The organism is Acidithiobacillus concretivorus, assembly GCF_018853445.1.
GTDB lineage: Bacteria > Pseudomonadota > Gammaproteobacteria > Acidithiobacillales > Acidithiobacillaceae > Acidithiobacillus > Acidithiobacillus concretivorus.
The window spans coordinates 1-17,654 of sequence record NZ_JABELD010000119.1 but is presented as its reverse complement, the minus strand read 5'-3'; the positions used below and the strand labels follow the sequence as shown (position 1 = coordinate 17,654).

Annotated in this window: 17 protein-coding genes; 6 read left to right on the top strand and 11 right to left on the bottom strand. The window is 51.8% G+C overall.

Annotated elements, in window-relative coordinates; translation table 11 throughout:
* The 8 genes from HJG40_RS13180 to HJG40_RS13145 all read right to left on the bottom strand — a co-directional run.
* The coding region (locus tag HJG40_RS13180; RefSeq protein ID WP_215864619.1) for a DUF3683 domain-containing protein at window positions 1-495 on the bottom strand (495 nt) is incomplete at its 3' end.
* Entirely contained in the window at window positions 492-1,331 is an 840-nt protein-coding gene (gene panC, locus HJG40_RS13175) for a pantoate--beta-alanine ligase (protein WP_215864618.1), read from the bottom strand. The genes HJG40_RS13180 and panC, both read right to left, overlap by 4 nt.
* A gap of 1 nt (window position 1,332) precedes the next feature.
* On the bottom strand, window positions 1,333-2,118 hold the full coding sequence (panB, locus tag HJG40_RS13170) for a 3-methyl-2-oxobutanoate hydroxymethyltransferase (protein WP_215864617.1): 786 nt from the start codon (window positions 2,116-2,118) through the stop codon (window positions 1,333-1,335).
* Between the two features lie 8 nt (window positions 2,119-2,126).
* On the bottom strand, window positions 2,127-2,726 hold the full coding sequence (locus HJG40_RS13165) for a deoxynucleoside kinase (protein ID WP_215864616.1): 600 nt from the start codon (window positions 2,724-2,726) through the stop codon (window positions 2,127-2,129).
* Entirely contained in the window at window positions 2,723-3,292 is a 570-nt protein-coding gene (folK, locus tag HJG40_RS13160) for a 2-amino-4-hydroxy-6-hydroxymethyldihydropteridine diphosphokinase (RefSeq protein WP_215864615.1), read from the bottom strand. Before folK ends, HJG40_RS13165 begins: the two co-directional genes overlap by 4 nt.
* The gene (locus HJG40_RS13155) at window positions 3,250-4,554 is read right to left on the bottom strand and encodes a CCA tRNA nucleotidyltransferase (protein WP_215864614.1); all 1,305 of its coding nucleotides are present in this window, start codon (window positions 4,552-4,554) and stop codon (window positions 3,250-3,252) included. Before HJG40_RS13155 ends, folK begins: the two co-directional genes overlap by 43 nt.
* Window positions 4,555-4,578: 24 nt before the next feature.
* Window positions 4,579-6,075: a polynucleotide adenylyltransferase PcnB gene (gene pcnB / locus HJG40_RS13150; RefSeq protein WP_215864613.1), complete on the bottom strand. Its 1,497-nt coding sequence runs from the start codon at window positions 6,073-6,075 to the stop codon at window positions 4,579-4,581.
* A gap of 176 nt (window positions 6,076-6,251) precedes the next feature.
* On the bottom strand, window positions 6,252-7,178 hold the full coding sequence (locus HJG40_RS13145) for a glycosyltransferase family 2 protein (RefSeq protein ID WP_215864612.1): 927 nt from the start codon (window positions 7,176-7,178) through the stop codon (window positions 6,252-6,254).
* A 196-nt stretch (window positions 7,179-7,374) separates the two neighbouring features.
* On the opposite strand from HJG40_RS13145, the gene guaB reads away from it, so the two are divergent.
* The 3 genes from guaB (at window position 7,375) to proB (ending at window position 11,883) form a co-directional block, all read left to right on the top strand.
* Complete coding sequence (gene guaB, locus HJG40_RS13140; RefSeq protein ID WP_215864611.1) at window positions 7,375-8,835, top strand: IMP dehydrogenase; 1,461 nt, start codon at window positions 7,375-7,377, stop codon at window positions 8,833-8,835.
* A gap of 3 nt (window positions 8,836-8,838) precedes the next feature.
* Window positions 8,839-10,383, top strand: coding sequence for a glutamine-hydrolyzing GMP synthase (gene guaA, locus HJG40_RS13135; RefSeq protein ID WP_215864610.1), 1,545 nt, complete (start codon window positions 8,839-8,841; stop codon window positions 10,381-10,383).
* Window positions 10,384-10,722: 339 nt separating this feature from the next.
* Window positions 10,723-11,883, top strand: coding sequence for a glutamate 5-kinase (proB, locus tag HJG40_RS13130; RefSeq protein ID WP_215864609.1), 1,161 nt, complete (start codon window positions 10,723-10,725; stop codon window positions 11,881-11,883).
* A 1-nt stretch (window position 11,884) separates the two neighbouring features.
* Here proB and HJG40_RS13125 read toward each other — a convergent pair whose 3' ends face one another.
* The gene (locus tag HJG40_RS13125; protein ID WP_226857454.1) at window positions 11,885-14,050 is read right to left on the bottom strand and encodes a mechanosensitive ion channel family protein; all 2,166 of its coding nucleotides are present in this window, start codon (window positions 14,048-14,050) and stop codon (window positions 11,885-11,887) included.
* Window positions 14,051-14,629: 579 nt separating this feature from the next.
* Here HJG40_RS13125 and HJG40_RS13120 point away from each other — a divergent pair.
* Complete coding sequence (locus HJG40_RS13120) at window positions 14,630-14,878, top strand: hypothetical protein (RefSeq protein WP_215864608.1); 249 nt, start codon at window positions 14,630-14,632, stop codon at window positions 14,876-14,878.
* Here the strand turns inward: HJG40_RS13120 and HJG40_RS13115 are convergent.
* The gene (locus tag HJG40_RS13115) at window positions 14,875-15,777 is read right to left on the bottom strand and encodes a ferritin-like domain-containing protein (RefSeq protein ID WP_226857453.1); all 903 of its coding nucleotides are present in this window, start codon (window positions 15,775-15,777) and stop codon (window positions 14,875-14,877) included. The two genes, HJG40_RS13120 and HJG40_RS13115, sit on opposite strands and share 4 nt — an antisense overlap.
* Entirely contained in the window at window positions 15,749-16,447 is a 699-nt protein-coding gene (locus HJG40_RS13110) for a 7-cyano-7-deazaguanine synthase (protein WP_215864607.1), read from the bottom strand. Before HJG40_RS13110 ends, HJG40_RS13115 begins: the two co-directional genes overlap by 29 nt.
* Window positions 16,448-16,463: 16 nt before the next feature.
* Between HJG40_RS13110 and HJG40_RS13105 the strand changes: the two genes are divergently transcribed.
* Together HJG40_RS13105 and HJG40_RS13100 are read left to right on the top strand one after the other, a co-directional pair.
* A complete protein-coding gene (locus HJG40_RS13105; RefSeq protein WP_215864606.1) occupies window positions 16,464-17,090 on the top strand; it encodes an L-threonylcarbamoyladenylate synthase in 627 nt (208 codons plus the stop codon).
* 58 nt (window positions 17,091-17,148) lie between these two features.
* On the top strand, window positions 17,149-17,654 hold a 506-nt coding region (locus HJG40_RS13100; protein ID WP_215864605.1), incomplete at its 3' end, for a site-2 protease family protein.

Genomic DNA, 17,654 nt, shown 5'->3' with positions numbered 1-17,654 from the left:
TACAAAAGGAATTTCCACCCGCCAGTCGGAAGCGTCGGTGATATGGGCGATGCGCGCATAGGCACTGAAATCGACATTGTCCCGAGCCGATATTTTCAGGAGACGTTTTTCCGATTTTTTGCGCAACTGCAAATCTTCATCAAATTGCCGGGTGAAAGTCCGGACAGCTTCCCGGGTGTTGTCCAGAAGCCGTAAGACCAGTGCATTACCCTCAGCGCGCGCTCTGATGTCGTTGAGGCGATGGGCCAGCGCATTCCACAGGGCTTCGCGCCGGCTCTTATCGCGGGCCAGGTCATCCTGAATATAGGGATTACGCTCTACTACCCAGAGATCACCCAATACCTCAAAAAGCATGCGCGCCGAACGTCCGGTAACTCTTTGTTCGCGCAGGTCTTCAAGAATGCGCCAGGCTTCCTGACCGATCAGGCGCGAGACGATTTCGCCATCGGAAAAAGATGTGTAGTTGTAGGGGATTTCGCGGAGACGTGAGTTCATAAGGGAATCATAACATTGTCAATGAGCCGGGTCTGCCCAAGATGCGCAGCCGCAAACCAGCGTGCACCGGGCTGCGCGATATTCACGGCTTGTAGGGTTTCGCTATCTCGTAATTCGAGATAATCCACGACGAATCCTGCCTGTTCGAGACTTTCTCGACCGGCTAGGGCCAATTCGGCAACAGATGCCTGAGGCGTGCTGCGCTGTACCAGATCAAACAGTGTGGCAGCCAACCGGGGAGCCATTTGTCGCTCGCCAGGACTAAGTCGTGCATTGCGTGAGCTGTAGGCCAATCCGTCGGCTTCTCTTTGAACAGGGCCGGGGAGAACCTGCACCGTCATGTTCATATCCGCTACCATTTGCTGAACAATCCGCAGTTGCTGATAGTCTTTTTCGCCGAGGATCAGAATTTCGGGCTGAACCATCTGCAAGAGCTTGTTCACTACCGTGCAGACCCCGGCAAAATGTCCCGGACGACTGGCCCCACAAAGGACTTTGGCCAGGCTGTGAGGCGGTATGATAATGGAAAGATCCTTTCTGCCACGCGGATACATCAATGCATCGTCCGGGGTGAAAACGGTGGAACATCCCGCTGCGTGGAGTTGCTGCAAATCCTTGTCAAGACTGCGCGGATACTGTGCGAAATCTTCCTGCGGCCCGAATTGTAGCGGGTTGACGTAAATGCTGACCAGCACCTGTTCGGCACGCGCGGCCGCCAGGCGCACCAGAGCCAGGTGACCATCGTGCAGGTTTCCCATGGTGGGAACAAACGCCAGGGTACCGCGCAGGCTTTGGCGCCACTGACGCAAGCTGGCAATGTCCTTGAATATCGGCATGTCAGTGTGGGCTTCGGGGCGGGAAATTGCCGCTGGCCACGTCCTGAACATATTGAGCGAAAGCTTTCTGCTGCAGGTTTCCGGCTTCCAGATAGCGACGTGCGAAGGGTGGGCTTTCTGCCTCCAACCCTAATACATCATGGGCTACCAGCACCTGAGCGTCGGTGTCAGGACCGGCACCAATGCCAATAGTGACAGCATCAATGGCCCTGCTGATTTTGGCAGCAACATGATCGGGGACGGCTTCCATAACCACAAAGCGCGCCCCTGCCTTGCTGAGGGTTGCAGCTTCATGATGCAGGCGCTGAGCCTCGGCTTCGGTGCTTCCCTGGCGCTGGAAGCTGCCCCACTGACGAACGCGCTGGGGGGTCAGGCCAATATGGGCACAAATATTGATGCCGCGTTCTGCACAGAAAGCCACCGTCGCTGCCATTTCTACACCGCCTTCCAGTTTGATGACATCGGCCCCGGCCCGCAGTAATTCACCTGCCGACTCCCATGCCTGTTCTGGACTTTTCTCATAGCTGCCAAAGGGGAGGTCGGCAAATACCAGGCATTCACCCGCGCCACGACGCACCATGCGGGTGTGATAGCACATCTGCTCCAGAGTGACATTGAGCGTGTCATCATCCCCACAGACGACCATCCCCAGAGAGTCTCCGACCAGAACACCGTGCATGCCTGCTGCCGCTGCAAAGCGTGCCGTGGGGTAATCGTAGGCGGTTACCAGCGCCCGTTTGATGCCCTGTTGTTTGTCTTTAACCCAGCGGGAAATTTTCTTGTGCATTGTGCTCCTCAAACATCTTGCAGGTGATACTTGACCATTTTAATCAAGTTTTCATTGTGCCGCTCTTCATGGACAAAATCCAGTTCTGCGGTGTTGATTTTCAGACAGGGCGCGGTGTAGTTGCTGCGCCAGTGCTGATATGCCTGTTGGACTTTGGCCAGGTAAGTCGTATCGAGATTTTGTTCATAGGCTCTGGCCCGGGACAGGATACGTTCTTTGAGTGTGGCGAGGGGGGCATCCAGAAAAATCAGCAAAGCGGCGGGCGGAGCTTGGTAATGCAGCTGCGTTTTGATTTGCTGAAACAACTGGAGTTCCGCTGCATTAAGCGTCAGCGGCGTAAATATTTCGTCTTTGCGGACGCTGTAGTCGCTGATGACGTAGGCATTGGACATTGTTGCCGTCTGCCACTGCGCCTGGCGTTGGAGTAAAAACTGTAGTTCGGTGGCCAGTTCGCCACCGGGTTGTCGATAAAAACCGGGCAGGAAGGGATTTTCTTCAGGCTTTTCAAGAATTAATTCGCCTTGAAAATAATCTGCAAGAAGACGGGCCAAGCTTGTTTTGCCGGCCCCTATGGGTCCCTCAATGCTGATGATGCGCTGATGGGTCACGCGTTGGCCCTGTGCGTGCGTAAAGTTTTCTTGGGCATGGCCGATTCGGGTAGGCGTGTGACAGACTGCTCAGTAACAGCGGGCAAATAGTCGGCAATACATCCACATCCGGGTATGTTCAGCGCTGGATCAAACTCCGCAAGTGGAATCAGGACAAAGGCTCTCTCGCTCATGCGCGGATGCGGTATGCGCAGGCCAGGATCATGGGAAATGAGATTACCATAACTCAATAAATCCAGATCAAGAATACGTGGACCCCAGAATACTTCAGCACTGCGTTGTCGGCCCGCAACGGCTTCCAGATTTTGCAGGGCCTGCATCAGGACCGGGGCGGAAAAAGTGGTTTGCAAACGGGCTACCGCATTGATGAACGCCGGTTGTTCGACGCCGCCTACCGGCTCCGTGCGATAGAGATGCGAACGCCAGAGCAGTTTTGAATCCGGCAATTTTGCCAAAGCCTGAAGAGCTTTTTGCACCTGTTGCACGGGCTGCGCAAGATTACTGCCGATACTGATCCAGGCAATTACAGCAGGTTCGGCGGCAGAATACCCTGTTTGATCAACCATTGTTGCGCATTTTCCTTGTTCGAGATTTCGCCATTCAGTTGGGCTTCCCGTAATAATTTCAATGTTTTTCCCAGGGACGGTCCGGCTTTTAGCCCCAGCGTTTGCAGTTCCTGCCCGTTGAGTAGTGACGGGAGATGTTTCTGTACCTGCAAGTAAAGGCGGGCGCTGTCCACAATTGTCGCGTTATCGGCATAAATCGCCATAGCCGCCAGTATGCCCGCGACCGAGACGCCTTGCCAGATGTTTGCCTTTTGACTGGGATGCTTTGCCTTCAGCAGGGTTTCTGGCAAGCCGGGCAGGGCCCGGAGATCCGCCAGCAATCGACCCCGGTCTGGAACCGGCCACCGGTCGAGACAGTGTTGAATATCGGATAGGCGGACATCCTGCCAGATGAGGATCAGCATGGGGATAAAAACGTCCAGCGGCTCATCAGGAAACTGTGCTTGTAGCCACTGGATTTGTTCGTGACCACGCTGCAGCAAAGTCGGCAGGGTGCTGCTTGCGGGTGGCTTTGGGCGCAGCAAAAACCAGAGCTTCCAGGCACTCAGCAGGGGTAATGCACTGGGTAGTGCTTCCAGTTCTAGCAGGTAGCGGAGTTCCCGCCACAATCTTGCGCCACTTAGTGGGGTAAAAATGTCTGCTTGCAGGGCTTGTTTGAGTTGCTGATGACTTTCCGGAGCTAAATCCATCTGAAAACGTGTGGCAAAGCGTAATCCCCGCAATATGCGGGTGGGATCATCCAGAAACGACCGGGAATGCAGGGTTCTGAGTAAACCGGCCTGTAAATCGGCCTGTCCATCATAAGGGTCAAGCAGAATCCCGAATTGTTGAGGATTCAGCCGGATAGCCATGGCATTGACGGTAAAGTCCCGGCGCGCCAGGTCGGTCTGAATATTTCCGGGCCGAACCTCCGGCAGAGCAGCCGGAGCGGGGTAGTGCTCCAGTCGGCACTGGGCAAGATCCAGAGCCATCCCCTGGCTGCTTTCCAGAATAGCCGTGCCGAACTGGGCATGAAACTGATAGTGCGTGCTATGAATCTGCGCTTTGCAAGCTTCAGCTAGTGCGCGTGTATCCCCTTCTACGGCCACATCCAGATCGGGCGCGTCGCGCTTTAAAAACAGGTCGCGGACCGCACCGCCAACCAGATAGGCAGGGGTGCCCAGTTGTTGGGCGATACGGCCAATTTGCCGCAGATGCTCCAGCCTTGCAGCTCCCCACTGGTTTTCCAGCAAGGGGAGGAGATTGGCGGAATCTGCTTCCATGGGGCGGATAGACGGACGACCTTGTCAGCCGTTGTCTGTCGCTTCCTCAGTATCTGCTGTAGTGTTTGCCGTGGTTTGTGCAGTGGCAGAATCTGCACGGGGATTACGGCGACGCCGGCGTCTTGGACGACGGCTGCGGGTCGCAGGCAGAGGGCCAAGAGCGGTTTCCTGTCCATTTTCCTCTAAACGGGCGGCTTCAATCAGGGTGCGGCGCCCTTCATGATCGGCGGTCTGAAATTGTTCCCACCAGTTTCCTAATTCAGCAGGGAGCTCTCCGGCTTGAATCCGTAGTAATAAAAAGTCAAAGGCTGCACGGAAGCGGGGATGGGCGAGTAGCGCATGGGGACGCCTTCCGCCTCTGCGCAGAAAGCGCGCCTGAAGATCCCAGATTTCGCGCATGGGCAGCGAAAAACGCCGTGGTACGGCTACCCGGCCCATGCAATCCTGGAGAATATCGCTGGCCGCCTGCTGCAACGCAATGGCAGCAGGTTTTCCTTGTTGCTCCAGCACCTGACTTTGTTGTTGCAAAACCGGCCAGAACAGGGCAGCAAACAAAAAGGCCGGGGTGACGGATTTGCCGTCGTGAACCCGCTGATCAGTCCCCTCCAGAGCGCCCTGTAATAAAATTCGGGCGGGTTCGGCGTTGTCCGTATCGAGGAGAGCGTCAACTTGTGGGAATAACGCAGCAAACAGGCCATGTTGGCGGAGTAATTCAAAGCTGGACCGGGCGTTGCCATTCAAAAACAGCTTGAGGGTTTCCTCAAAAAGTCGCGCGGAGGGCACTTCTTGCAAGCAGTCCCGACAGATGCTGATGGGCGCACGGGCAGCTTCGTCCAGCGAGAAACCCAGTTTTGCGGCAAAGCGCACTGCCCGCAACATGCGTACCGGATCTTCGCGATAGCGTTGTTCAGGATCCCCAATAATGCGTAAAAGGCCCGCCCGCAAATCTTCCATACCTGTGGAGAAATCCAGAATGCCGCGATCAGCAATGTTGTAATACAAGGCATTGGCCGTGAAATCCCGGCGACGGGCATCTTCTTCCAGCGATCCGTAAACATTATCGGCCAGAATGCGTCCGCTTTCACTACGCTCACTGGCTTCCTTCTTTTTGCTATCGGCGCCGCCCCGGAATGTCGCCACTTCAATGATTTCACTGCCAAACTGGACATGCACCAGAATAAAGCGCCGCCCAATCAGACGGGCATTACGCCGAAACAGTTTGCGAACCTGCTCCGGATGCGCGTCCGTGGCCACATCAAAGTCCTTGGGTTCGCGACCCAGAAGCAGATCACGCACCCCCCCGCCGACCATGTAGGCCTGAAAACCCGCCCGATGCAAGCCATTCAGTACCTGCAAGGCACCGTCACTAATATCCCTCCGGGAGATATTATGCTCTGCTCGCGGCGTTACCTGCGCGCCAGGAATCTGCATGGGGAGCGGAGTCGCTACATCGGCAGAGGTGTCCGTAATGGCCTCTGCAATATTTAACTGACTGCTTATAAAAGACTTTAAAGATACCAAGGCTGATCCCTAGCAAGGGTGGTCCGTCATTCTGGGCGACAGTGTACCTGAAAAATCGGGGAAAAGCAGCGTAGGGTGATGTTATGACATAAACAATATCAATATATGCAGAAAACCAGTATTAAAAATGAAAAAATCAACAAGTATATGTTATTATAATTGCTTGAATTATATGATTATAATTTATTCCACTTTTTTCGTATCAGATAAAGAGGGCGATGCTTGCTTTCCTCGTAAATCCTTCCCAGATATTCACCGATGACACCAAGCGCCATCAATTGCACTCCGCCTAAAAACAACAGGGTGACCATCATGGAAGGATATCCCTTGACAGGGTTTCCATAAACGAGGGTGCTGATAATCAGCCACAAGGCATAAAGGAAAGCCAGACCGGAGACGATAAAACCCAGATAAGCCGCTAATTGTAGGGGTACCTGGCTAAATGAGGTAACGCCTTCGACGGCAAAATTCCAAAGTTTCCAGTAATTCCAGGTGGTTTTGCCGCTATGTCGTGGGGCACGATGGTAGTAAACATTTGTACTACGAAAACCTACCCAGGCAAATAGTCCTTTCATGAAGCGACGGCGTTCTGGAAGGCTTTGCAAGGCATCCAGTACCGGACGCGACAACAGCCGGAAGTCACCTGTATCAGCGGGAATATCTACAACGCTCATCCGGTTGATCGCCCGGTAAAAGAAATGGGCTGAAGCACGTTTGAGCCAGGACTCCCCCTCCCGGGAGAGGCGTACGGCGTTGACCACATCATAACCATCGCGCCATTGGGCAAGCAATTCAGGGATAAGCTCTGGTGGGTCCTGCAGGTCTGCATCCAGAGGAATGGCAGCATCACCTTGGGCTGCGTCCAAACCAGCAGTTAAAGCAGCTTCTTTACCAAAGTTGCGGGACAAGTCTATAACGTGAATGCGAGGGTCTTGCTGGTGCAGGGCGATCAGCTGGAGGAGGGTATCATCTGTGCTGCCATCGTTGACACAGACCATTTCCCAGGGTTCTCCACAGGCATCCATGATGCCACTCACCCGCTCATGAAGGATTTTCAGGTTGCCCGATTCATTATGGCAGGGAACGATAATGGAAACAGTCATTGCATTGTTTCGTTATGGTATGGGCAGCCCGGGGCTTTGTATGCGACAAGTTAGCAGGCTCAGACCGCTTCGGTCAATTCCGAATCAATTCTACATACTGGAAAAATGGCTTCTCATTGGCTATAGTTCGGGATGCCTTTTATCACGGGGCTGGGATGCGCACACCCGGCCCCTTTCTTGTTATAGGTGATCCATTATGCAACTGATCGGCGAAGCTCTGACCTTTGATGATGTCCTGCTCGTACCTGCCCATTCTGTAGTGCTTCCCCGCAACGTCCAGATTTCAACGCAGTTGAGTCGACGCATCCGCCTTAATATTCCCTTGTTGTCGGCGGCCATGGATACGGTGACGGAAGCCGCCATGGCCATCGGGCTGGCGCAGGAAGGCGGTATTGGTATCGTCCACAAAAACATGTCGCCGGATCAGCAGGCGGCTTTGGTGCGACGGGTCAAGAAATTTGAGGCAGGAGTGATTAAGGACCCCATCACTACGCGTGCCAACGTCAGTATCCGCGAAGTGCTACAGATTATGGCCCTGCATGGCATTTCCGGTGTGCCAGTGGTAGATGGAGAACGTCTGGAAGGCATTGTGACCCACCGTGACCTGCGTTTTGAAACGCGCATGGATGCACCGGTGAGTAGTGTGATGACCCCCAGGGACAGGTTGGTTACGGTTCCGGAAGGTACCAGTTTGGATGCCACCAAGGCGCTATTGCATCAGCACCGCATTGAAAAAATTCTGGTTGTTAATGAGGACTTTGAGTTGCGAGGTCTGATTACGGTCAAAGATATTCGCAAGGCGACGGAGCATCCTCTGGCTTGTCGTGATGCCCAAGGACGTTTGCTGGTTGGCGCGGCCGTGGGTGTAGGGGAGGGCACCGATGCCCGGGTGCAGGCACTGGCAGAGGCCGGGGTTGATGTCATCATTGTAGATACGGCGCATGGTCACAGCCAGGGCGTTCTGGATCGGGTGCGGTGGATCAAGGAACGTTACCCGGACGTGGATGTCATTGGTGGCAATATCGCTACTGCTGATGCGGCACTGGCACTGGTGGAGGCGGGCGCAGACGGGGTGAAGGTCGGCATTGGGCCGGGCTCTATTTGTACTACCCGGATTGTGGCCGGTGTCGGTGTGCCGCAGGTGACGGCCATCAGTAATGTGGCAGATGCCCTGGCCAATACCGGTGTGCCCCTGATTGCGGACGGTGGCATTCGTTTTTCGGGTGATTTTGCCAAGGCGCTGGCCGCCGGAGCCCACTCGGTAATGGTTGGAGGTTTGCTGGCGGGTACGGATGAAGCTCCTGGAGAAATCGAACTGTATCAGGGCCGCTCCTATAAAGCTTATCGCGGGATGGGTTCTTTAGGGGCTATGCAACAGGGGTCGGCTGACCGGTATTTTCAGGATGCCAGCCCGGAAGCGCCCAAGCTGGTTCCAGAGGGAGTGGAGGGACGGGTTCCCTATAAGGGGCCGGCCGGGCAGGTGATTCATCAATTGCTGGGTGGATTACGTTCCAGCATGGGTTACCTGGGTGCCGAAGACTTGACCGCCTTACGCAATCGCGCCCGTTTCATCAAGATCACCCAGGCCGGCGTCCGTGAAAGTCATGTTCACGACGTCAATATTACCAAAGAAGCCCCTAACTATCGGGTGGAGTGACCCATGCAAGAACGCATCCTGATTCTCGATTTCGGTTCCCAGTTCACCCAGTTGATCGCCCGGCGAGTGCGTGAAGCGCATGTTTATTGCGAAATACATCCGCATTATATGCCTTTGACAGATATACAGAATTTTGAACCTCAAGGGATTATTTTGTCGGGGGGGCCGTCATCTGTTCATGATCAGGATGCACCCATGGTGGATCCGGGTATATTTGCGCTGGGTCTGCCCATTCTTGGAATTTGTTATGGTCTGCAATTAATGGCGCACGTGCTGGGTGGTGCAGTCGCCAAAGCCGAACATCGGGAATATGGGCGCGCCCAGTTGCAGATTCAGGAAGCTTTGGGGCCTTTGCTGCCTTTTAAAAGCGCGGAAGCCACCGAAGAAGTCTGGATGAGTCATGGTGATCGCATTGAAAAAATGCCAGACGGATTTCGGATTCTGGCCAGTAGTGCCAATTCCCCTTTAGCGGCTATTGGGGATCCGGTTCGCCATTTTTATGGTGTGCAATTTCATCTGGAAGTAGTCCATACGCCGCGTGGGGCAGAAATGCTCACAGCCTTTGTGCGGGGCATTTGCGGTTGTCACGGTCAATGGACCATGCATTCTTATGTGGATAGCGCCGTAGCTAACATCCGCGCGCAGGTCGGCAAGGGTAAAGTGATTGCAGCCCTGTCTGGCGGCGTGGATTCGGCTGTGGCAGCCGTTTTGATTCATCGCGCCATAGGTGATCAATTAACCTGTATTTTTGTGGATAATGGTTTATTGCGTTTCGGTGAGTCCGAAAAGGTCCAGACGGTTTTTCGCCATTATTTTCAAATTCCATTGCAGGTCATAGATGCCCGGCAGCGTTTTCTGGACGTGTTGGATCAGGTGACGGATCCCGAAAAAAAGCGCAAGGCTATTGGCAATTTGTTCATCGAGATTTTTGAGGAAGAAGCCAAAAAGGTGGAAGGTGCCGATTTTCTGGCGCAGGGCACTTTATATCCCGATGTGATTGAGTCGGTATCATTCAAGGGCCCCAGTGCCACCATCAAATCTCATCATAATGTGGGCGGGTTGCCGGAACGCATGCATCTGAAACTGGTGGAACCTCTCCGCGAATTATTCAAGGATGAAGTCCGCGAGCTGGGTCGGGAATTGGGCATGCCCGAAGAAGTTATTCGTCGGCAACCCTTTCCTGGCCCTGGTCTGGCGATTCGTTGTCTGGGCGCCATTGATGCCGCACGTCTGGAAATATTGCGGCGTGCGGATCGCATTGTCATGGAAGAAATTCGCGAGGCTGGATTATATGATCAGCTTTGGCAGGCATTTGCCGTGTTGCTGCCCGTACGGAGTGTGGGGGTTATGGGCGATGCCCGCACTTATGATGAAACCATTGCCCTGCGTGCGGTGGAATCGTCCGATGGGATGACGGCAGACTGGGCGCATTTGCCCTACGAAGTTTTGGGCCGCATTTCCACCCGAATCATCAATGAAGTATCGGGTATTAATCGGGTGGTTTACGATATTTCTTCCAAGCCACCGGCAACTATTGAGTGGGAGTGATTCGTCGTCTGGCCGAAGCCCGCCGGCGTACGTCGCACTAGATCATGCGAGAAGCCATGGCGCAGTACGATGTCAATGCGGCGCAACGCGCGATGAAGGCTTTCCGGTCCGGGGTCTAGATTCTGGCTTATCAGTCGCGTATCGGTCGCCCCGTCGAGGACATGAAACCTGAGTTTCGAGAATGGCAGATCAACTTTGGGAATAGTGGCTATGTCGCAATCATCTATTTTATTAAAAATAGCGTGTTTTATGTGATTAATATGTTCTCAGTGCATTGAGTTTATTTTTTTATAATTATATGTTATAATTAAAAATTATTTGATGAAAATTTAGGCTGATATGAGAAATAAATCACCGGATAAATCGCGGAATTTATTGCAGACAAAAGCACAGCGTTGGGTTATAAAAATAGGTAGCAGCCTTCTCACGGATGAGGGTAGAGGGCTTGATAGAAAGTCTATTGGCGGCTGGGTCCGACAAATTATTACACTTCGCCGTTCAGGTATCGAAGTCATTCTGGTTTCATCAGGATCCGTCAGTGCCGGAGTGCAGCGTTTAGGTTGGTCGCACCGACCCGCGAATCTTAAGGAACGTCAGGCGGCCGCTAGCGTTGGCCAATCTGCTTTGATTCACACTTATGAAAAACTGCTTCGAGAGTGCGATGAACCCGATGAAATGCCCATTCATTGTGGTCAGGTCTTGTTGACGCACGATGACCTGCGCAGCCGTCGCCGCTATCTGAATGCCCGTTCTGCCTTGTTGACCTTACTCGAAATGAATGTGTTGCCCATTATCAACGAAAATGACACGGTTTCTTACAACGCCATCAATCTTGGTGATAATGATACGCTCGCCGCTGTTGTCAGCAATTTGCTGGATGCAGATTTGCTGGTTATTCTGACAGATCAGGATGGTGTATTTAATGCGGATCCGCGCAGCAACCCGGACGCGCAACTACTTACAGAAGTGAATGCTGGTGCTGCCATGCTGGAACGGATTGCCGGTAGCGGCGGCTCGGGTGTCGGCACTGGTGGTATGCTCGCCAAGGTGCGTGCAGCGACTCGTGCTGCCCGTTCTGGCACCTCCACCATTATTGCCAATGGTCGCTGCGACAATGTGCTGTTGCGCATTCGCGATGGCGAAGCTCTGGGTACCTTCATTCATGCTCGACTCCCCAAGCTGGACGCACGTAAACGCTGGCTGGCCGGGCATTTGCGGGCAAGAGGGACTCTGCACCTGGATGCGGGCGCGGTCCACGCGCTCAAGCAGGATGGCGGGAGTTTGTTACCGGTTGGTGTAACCGCTCTGGAAGGTAATTTTCATCGCGGTGATCTGGTACTTTGCAAGGATCCTGATGGTAATGTGTTTGCCCGAGGCTTGGTCAATTGGGACGCTAACGTGGTGCAACGCTGTCTGGGTAAAAAAAGTGCGGAGATTGCAGATGACCCCGATGTGGCAGAAGGGGTCATGATTCATCGTGATAATTTATTAATTCACTGATTCATGCTTTGCCTGATTCCAGCGGATCCTGGATTGTACCGGTAACACTATCCACAGGAAAAATTTGACTGGGAATAAAGTGCACATCCTGTTGCTGGTGGGCCAGACGAATATTATGACGTAACAAACTTTCCACGACCGATGCCCGCAAATCAGTCTGGACGTTAAAACTTTTGTTGCAGTCATCAAGGTAAACACGCAAGTAAAACTGCAGGGCATTTTCACTGACATCCAGCAACAATGCAGTTGGAGGAATTCCACGCGGATCATCCTGCAGAACATCGGGATGATTTTGCCCTTCCTTGACCAACAATTCTTTGACCAGTTCAATATCCGCGCTGTGGGCAACATTAAATGGAATCATCAAGCGCAGCACGCTGTTGGTATACATCCAGTTGGTCACCTGGCCAGAAATGAGCTCGGAATTGGGTACAAAGACTTCAGTACGATCAAAAGTCAGGATCAATGTATAACGAATGCTCATTTTTTCTACATAACCCTGGGTGCTGCCGACCTGAATCCAGTCACCTACACGAATTGGACGTTCGAGTAACAGGATCAATCCAGAGACAAAGTTATTGACAATATTTTGCAATCCAAAGCCAATACCTACTGACAGTGCACCCGCAATAATGGCGAGATTATGGAGGGCAACACCTGCTGTTGAAAGGGCAATGAGTATGGCAATAATAAAACCCGTATAACGTACAATAGACAAAATGGAATGGCGTGCGCCGCTTTCCATGTGATCAATAATACGTGAATTATCAGAAAGGTAGCGTTGTAATAATGTATTGATATTAATCAGCAGGACCAGTAATCCAATGGCAATAATCCAGCGGAAAGGTTGAAGATGAAAGGTTCCAACAGTAAACCCGGTGATGAAATACTTCCAGATTAACGAGAAGCCTGTATGGGTGAGTCCCCAGGCATAAAGAATAAACGCGCCGATGCCCATCCAGACTGCAATATGACTCAGCGCACTGAACCAACCAAGCCATGGTAGTGCTTGATCATCCCTGAGTCCCAGACGCTGCTTCAGCGCATGTTGCCAGCGACCATCTTTGCGCGCGGTATAATTCCAGAAATCACTGAGCCCCCAGGAAACAAACAGGCCAATACCCAGGGCTAATAAGGACATCAGCAGGCCGAAAAACAGATAGTTGGTTAGATTGCGGTAACCCAGTAGCGTAAATAGGGCCGTTGCTAACAGTGCAATCAGTATAATAATCCGTAAAAAAGGGTATGCTTTAAATGGCCTTTTACCCCCGGCTTCCATGACCAGCCGGAATACCGCGCTGATCACCAAAAGATGGTAAATAGACCATAAAAAAGCCTGTTGTTGTGGATTCAGAAAATCCTGTGGGGCAGTGATCATCCAGCTCACTGCAAAGGCGGCTAAAAAAGCAATAAAACGCAGGGTACGCAATGTGGAACGTAAGGTTTTTGGACCCCAGGCGAAATGATGAAAAACGACGCCACTGGGACGTAATGCCCAGGTGACCAGAATCGCCAGCAAGGCATAGCCACCCCAGGTTATCAGTACAATATCCACAAATGGAGAAAGTACCCCGGTCAGGTGTGCTGCTAGTGCGGCTGCGGAAACTCCAGCGACAATGGGCAAATAATGATAGAGACTTTTCTGCGCCGCCGATAGTTGTGTTCCAAGGTTTGTGCTTTCAGGAAGTGATTTACGTACGACCAACAGTAGTAAAAAAACAAATAGACCAATGGCTATGGATACCTGAAGATTTTTCTGGGCAAAAATAAAGCGATGATTATGATGAAACCAGTAATTTTTTTCCTGTGTCCAGGTGCTTGAACCTACAACCGAAAAAGTATTGATTTGTGCCCATATGTTTTGATCCTTACGTAATAAAATCTGAGCGTGCAGATTGTCACGCCTTTTCTCAATTTCTTGTTCCAGGTCAGTACTGGCTACCGCAATAACCTTGCAGGTGGCAACTTCTCCCTGCAGATTTTTTTGTCGATTGAGTAGTTTTGTTCTTAATGCCGTAAGGTTTTGTGGTTCACCAGTGACCGCAGGCCCAAGAATTCCCAGGCTGTTATCCGTTTGTTTAAGCTGATTGTTCTTGCTGCTGATGCACTTCTGTGCATTGTCTTTGATGATGCTGATGCTTTTGTGCCAATTAAGTAGTTGCTGCATGTCAACTGGTTGTTCTAATTGTGCATGTATTTCCTGCAAAACTTTGCTGTCCTGGTCAATTTTTAGACTAGTAGATGCATCAGCCGGAAAAGATAATACCAATGTTAAAAAAATAAAAAATTGAAAGATAATAATGTACAGTGAATTGTTTTTAAAGTGTGAGCCGTGCGGTATCGAAAAAGAAAATTTTCGTTCTGTCACAATAACTCCTCTTTAGAACAGTAAGATGATAGTCATGCAATATCAGGATGCATGAATATAGCATAAAATGGCATTCAAGACCTAATCCTTAGGTTGTAGCCAATTGACCGCAGCATGGTTAGAGCACAAAAACCGGCCTGTGAATGAGGAGGCGCGTCTGATTGTCGGGGTAAGGAGACAGGTTGGGCAAGTTTTTAAAGCGTACTTGGCTAAGGTAATTATTTTATCAGGATTTTGATCGTCTTCAGAAGATGACGTAACCACCGGTAGAAAAAAAGATTTCATACCAGTTTTGGATGAAGGGGTTAGAATTTTTCAAAATCTGGCACGTAGTTTGCTTGGTTATGTCATTCTTCTTGATTGGAAAAAGGAGCACGCATGAAAAAGTCACTCAGCAATATGGTTTTTGTTCTGCTGCTGGCCACGCCTTTTATGGCCTTGGGGAGCTTTGTGCATGCCGTCACCCCGTTGCACAATCAACTGGCGCAAGGGTCTATGCCTCACCCCATTGTTCATGGCGAATATCAAGCCGTACGGGTTATGGGCAAAACCGCTACGCATCTTGAATCCGCTAGCTGGCTTCAGTTGCACCCTGACAGGCTCAATGTTCGCACTTGGTCTTTCTAACTGGCCAATGCCTTACGGGCACTGCGTTTCAACAAGGGCAGTGCCATTTTTTGTAATGTAGGCGGTAGTGATACGGGTTTTAGCAGCATTTTAATGGCCATTTCGAAGGGATAGTGGCGGCTGACCCAGTCTCCCATCCGTTCCCGGAAAGCCGCAAAGTCCTTACCTGAAAAAGTTTGCCCCGGGTTTTTTACTTCAAAAGCATTTTTGATGGCTAAATAGCTATCTTCCTGATCGACTTCCGATACTCTTTTCCAGAGTTCTCGGCCAATGCGCCAGCGTGAATTTTTTTCCTGCTGTTGATAGGTCTGAAAGAATTTATAAAAGTATTTGTAGTGATGGACTTCATCGGCACGAATGCGACCAGCCAGTAATTGGAGAACCGGTTCCGGGCTGGCTGACTGGATCATGGTGTAAAAACTGGCGGTGCCCGTCTCTACGACGCAGCGAGACGCCATTTCCAGCGCCTGACTAGGGCCCAGCAAATCAGTTTGGCAGTAGGGCATGTAAGCTTGCACAAAGCCTTTATAAGCGCGGTCCCAGTCGAAGTCTGGCCAGATCTGCAGAACATAGGCTTTCAGGGCTAATCCATGTTGTACTTCTTCTTGCTCCCATTCGTTGCTGAGCCATGTAGTAGCCGCAGCATTCTCCTGGAAGTATTCGACCAGATTACGGGCATAAAGATCAGACAGGGTTTCCACAAAGGAGGCTCCTGCCAGCAAATAAAACCAGTCTGTCTGATCAACTATCCTGGTTTTTTCGATGCTTGCATAGGGTATATCCGCCAGAGTCCAGGTTGGATGCTTTCTCATAGTGGGGATGGCAACGGGCATGGATTGAGCCGCCTCCTTTTGGGTAGATGAAATCGGGTCAGCGATTATAGCCCAGATCTTGGTCATTGGCTCCAGCCTGTGCAAAAGCTTCCCGTCTTTTTTGGCACTGGGGACAAAAACCGCAGTGTTTTTCGCGCCCTAAAAGGCAACTGTAGGTTTTTTTCCAGGGAACGTGCAAACGATTCCCCTCGCCTATAATGGCAGCCTTACTGAGGTGAATCAGCGGTGTTTCCAGTTGCAAATTCAAGGTTCCCAGGGTGTTTGTGATGGCATTTTGAAAAGCGGGGCGTGAGCAGGTATCGACCTGTGCATCATCAGCGCTGAGGCCTATCACAATCCGTTGTATATTCAAATTGCTGGCAATCGCCGCAACGGCGGCAATAGCAAAAAAATTACGATGGGGCAGGGGGACATGGTAGCGCTCCGTGCGCAGGGCTCCGACAGAATTTCCAAAAGCTGAAAGATCATAACGTTGGGCTTGGATTTGTAGGCTTTCACTCAGCATTTGCACGGCTCTCCACTCCTGTTGGGCGGCGCGTTGTGCGTAGTCCAAAAAAACGGGTTGGGGATGTTCAGTTTGGGCTAGCTGAAATAACAGCGTGCTGCTTTCTACGCCGCCGCTTATGAGCAGCAGGCAATTTGCGGTTGTGGGCCGGGCCACGTCCAGTGACATCGGGTCTGGCGATATTGGATCGGGCTGGCGTATGATCGCTGCGGTTTCTGTATGAGTGTTCATGGAGATTAAAGATAACATGAGTTCATGCGTTAGTGTGCATCCAGTCAATCCGCAATGGCGTCTGCTGGAGCCGGTACTGGATGTGTTACGATCTGGAGGGTTAATTGTTTTTCCGACCGACACCTGTTACGCCTTGGGTTGCATGGTTGACGCCCGCGCCGCCCAGGAACGGTTGCGGCGTATCCGGCAACTGGATTTGCAGCATGATCTTTCCCTACTTTTTCCAGGAATTGCCCAACTCGCAGAATATGCCAAGTTGGATGACCGCGCTTTTGCTTTGCTGCGTAAAGCCTTGCCTGGACCTTACACTTTTATTTTGCCAGCCACCAAAGACGTTCCACGGCGTCTGGCGGATCCTAAAAAACGAAGTATTGGGGTGCGTATTCCAGCTCATCCCATTTGTGAAATGCTCCTGGCAGAGTTGGGTGAACCCTTGATGAGTTCGACCCTGCAATTGCCTGAAGCCGATATTCCGCTGACTGATCCGGAAGAGATTTGCACGCTGCTCGGTAATCAGGTGGATAAGGTGATCCTTGCCGGACAGGGGCGGGCGCAATGCTCTACCGTCATTGATTTGTTGCAATGGCCTCCGCAATTGCTGCGCAAGGGGGCCGGGGATCCGGCGGCTCTGGGGTTGGAATAATAGTCCGCAAATAGGCTGTATTAGGTGGCCGGTAGTTCCTGCTGATATACTCGCGACCATGTTTGATCTCACACATTTTGTTCGTACCCTTGCGATCTGGGCGATTCCGGTGCTATTTGCCATCACCGTGCATGAGGTCGCCCACGGCTGGGTGGCCTGGAAGCGGGGTGACCCCACCGCGATGCTCATGGGGCGCCTGACCCTGAATCCGGTCAAGCATATTGATCCTTTTGGAACGATTATCCTGCCGGGTATTTTGTTGCTGTTTCACTCCCCCTTTCTGTTTGGTTATGCCAAACCGGTACCGGTCAATTTCAGTGGCCTGAAAAAGCCGAAAACCGACATGGTCTGGGTAGCCATCGCCGGACCCGCAGCCAATCTGCTGATGGCCATTTTCTGGACCGCCATATTGTGGTTGGGGGGGCATCTTCCCGGGACTCTGGCTTATATCGCTACGCCCATGCAATTGATGGGCGAGGCGGGCATTATCATCAATGTCATCCTGATCATTTTCAACCTGATCCCGATCCCGCCACTGGATGGTGGCCGCGTTGCGGTAGGCTT

Excerpts from the sequence above, each read along its gene's own strand:
- panC (WP_215864618.1), bottom strand. The coding sequence starts at position 1,331 with ATGCCGATATTCAAGGACATTGCCAGCTTGCGTCAGTGGCGCCAAAGC.
- panB (WP_215864617.1), bottom strand. The coding sequence starts at position 2,118 with ATGCACAAGAAAATTTCCCGCTGGGTTAAAGACAAACAACAGGGCATC.
- folK (WP_215864615.1), bottom strand. The coding sequence starts at position 3,292 with ATGGTTGATCAAACAGGGTATTCTGCCGCCGAACCTGCTGTAATTGCC.
- HJG40_RS13155 (WP_215864614.1), bottom strand. The coding sequence starts at position 4,554 with ATGGAAGCAGATTCCGCCAATCTCCTCCCCTTGCTGGAAAACCAGTGG.
- HJG40_RS13145 (WP_215864612.1), bottom strand. The coding sequence starts at position 7,178 with ATGACTGTTTCCATTATCGTTCCCTGCCATAATGAATCGGGCAACCTG.
- guaB (WP_215864611.1), top strand. The coding sequence starts at position 7,375 with ATGCAACTGATCGGCGAAGCTCTGACCTTTGATGATGTCCTGCTCGTA.
- guaA (WP_215864610.1), top strand. The coding sequence starts at position 8,839 with ATGCAAGAACGCATCCTGATTCTCGATTTCGGTTCCCAGTTCACCCAG.
- proB (WP_215864609.1), top strand. The coding sequence starts at position 10,723 with ATGAGAAATAAATCACCGGATAAATCGCGGAATTTATTGCAGACAAAA.
- HJG40_RS13125 (WP_226857454.1), bottom strand. The coding sequence starts at position 14,050 with ATGCAGCAACTACTTAATTGGCACAAAAGCATCAGCATCATCAAAGAC.
- HJG40_RS13120 (WP_215864608.1), top strand. The coding sequence starts at position 14,630 with ATGAAAAAGTCACTCAGCAATATGGTTTTTGTTCTGCTGCTGGCCACG.
- HJG40_RS13115 (WP_226857453.1), bottom strand. The coding sequence starts at position 15,777 with ATGACCAAGATCTGGGCTATAATCGCTGACCCGATTTCATCTACCCAA.
- HJG40_RS13110 (WP_215864607.1), bottom strand. The coding sequence starts at position 16,447 with ATGAACACTCATACAGAAACCGCAGCGATCATACGCCAGCCCGATCCA.
- HJG40_RS13105 (WP_215864606.1), top strand. The coding sequence starts at position 16,464 with ATGAGTTCATGCGTTAGTGTGCATCCAGTCAATCCGCAATGGCGTCTG.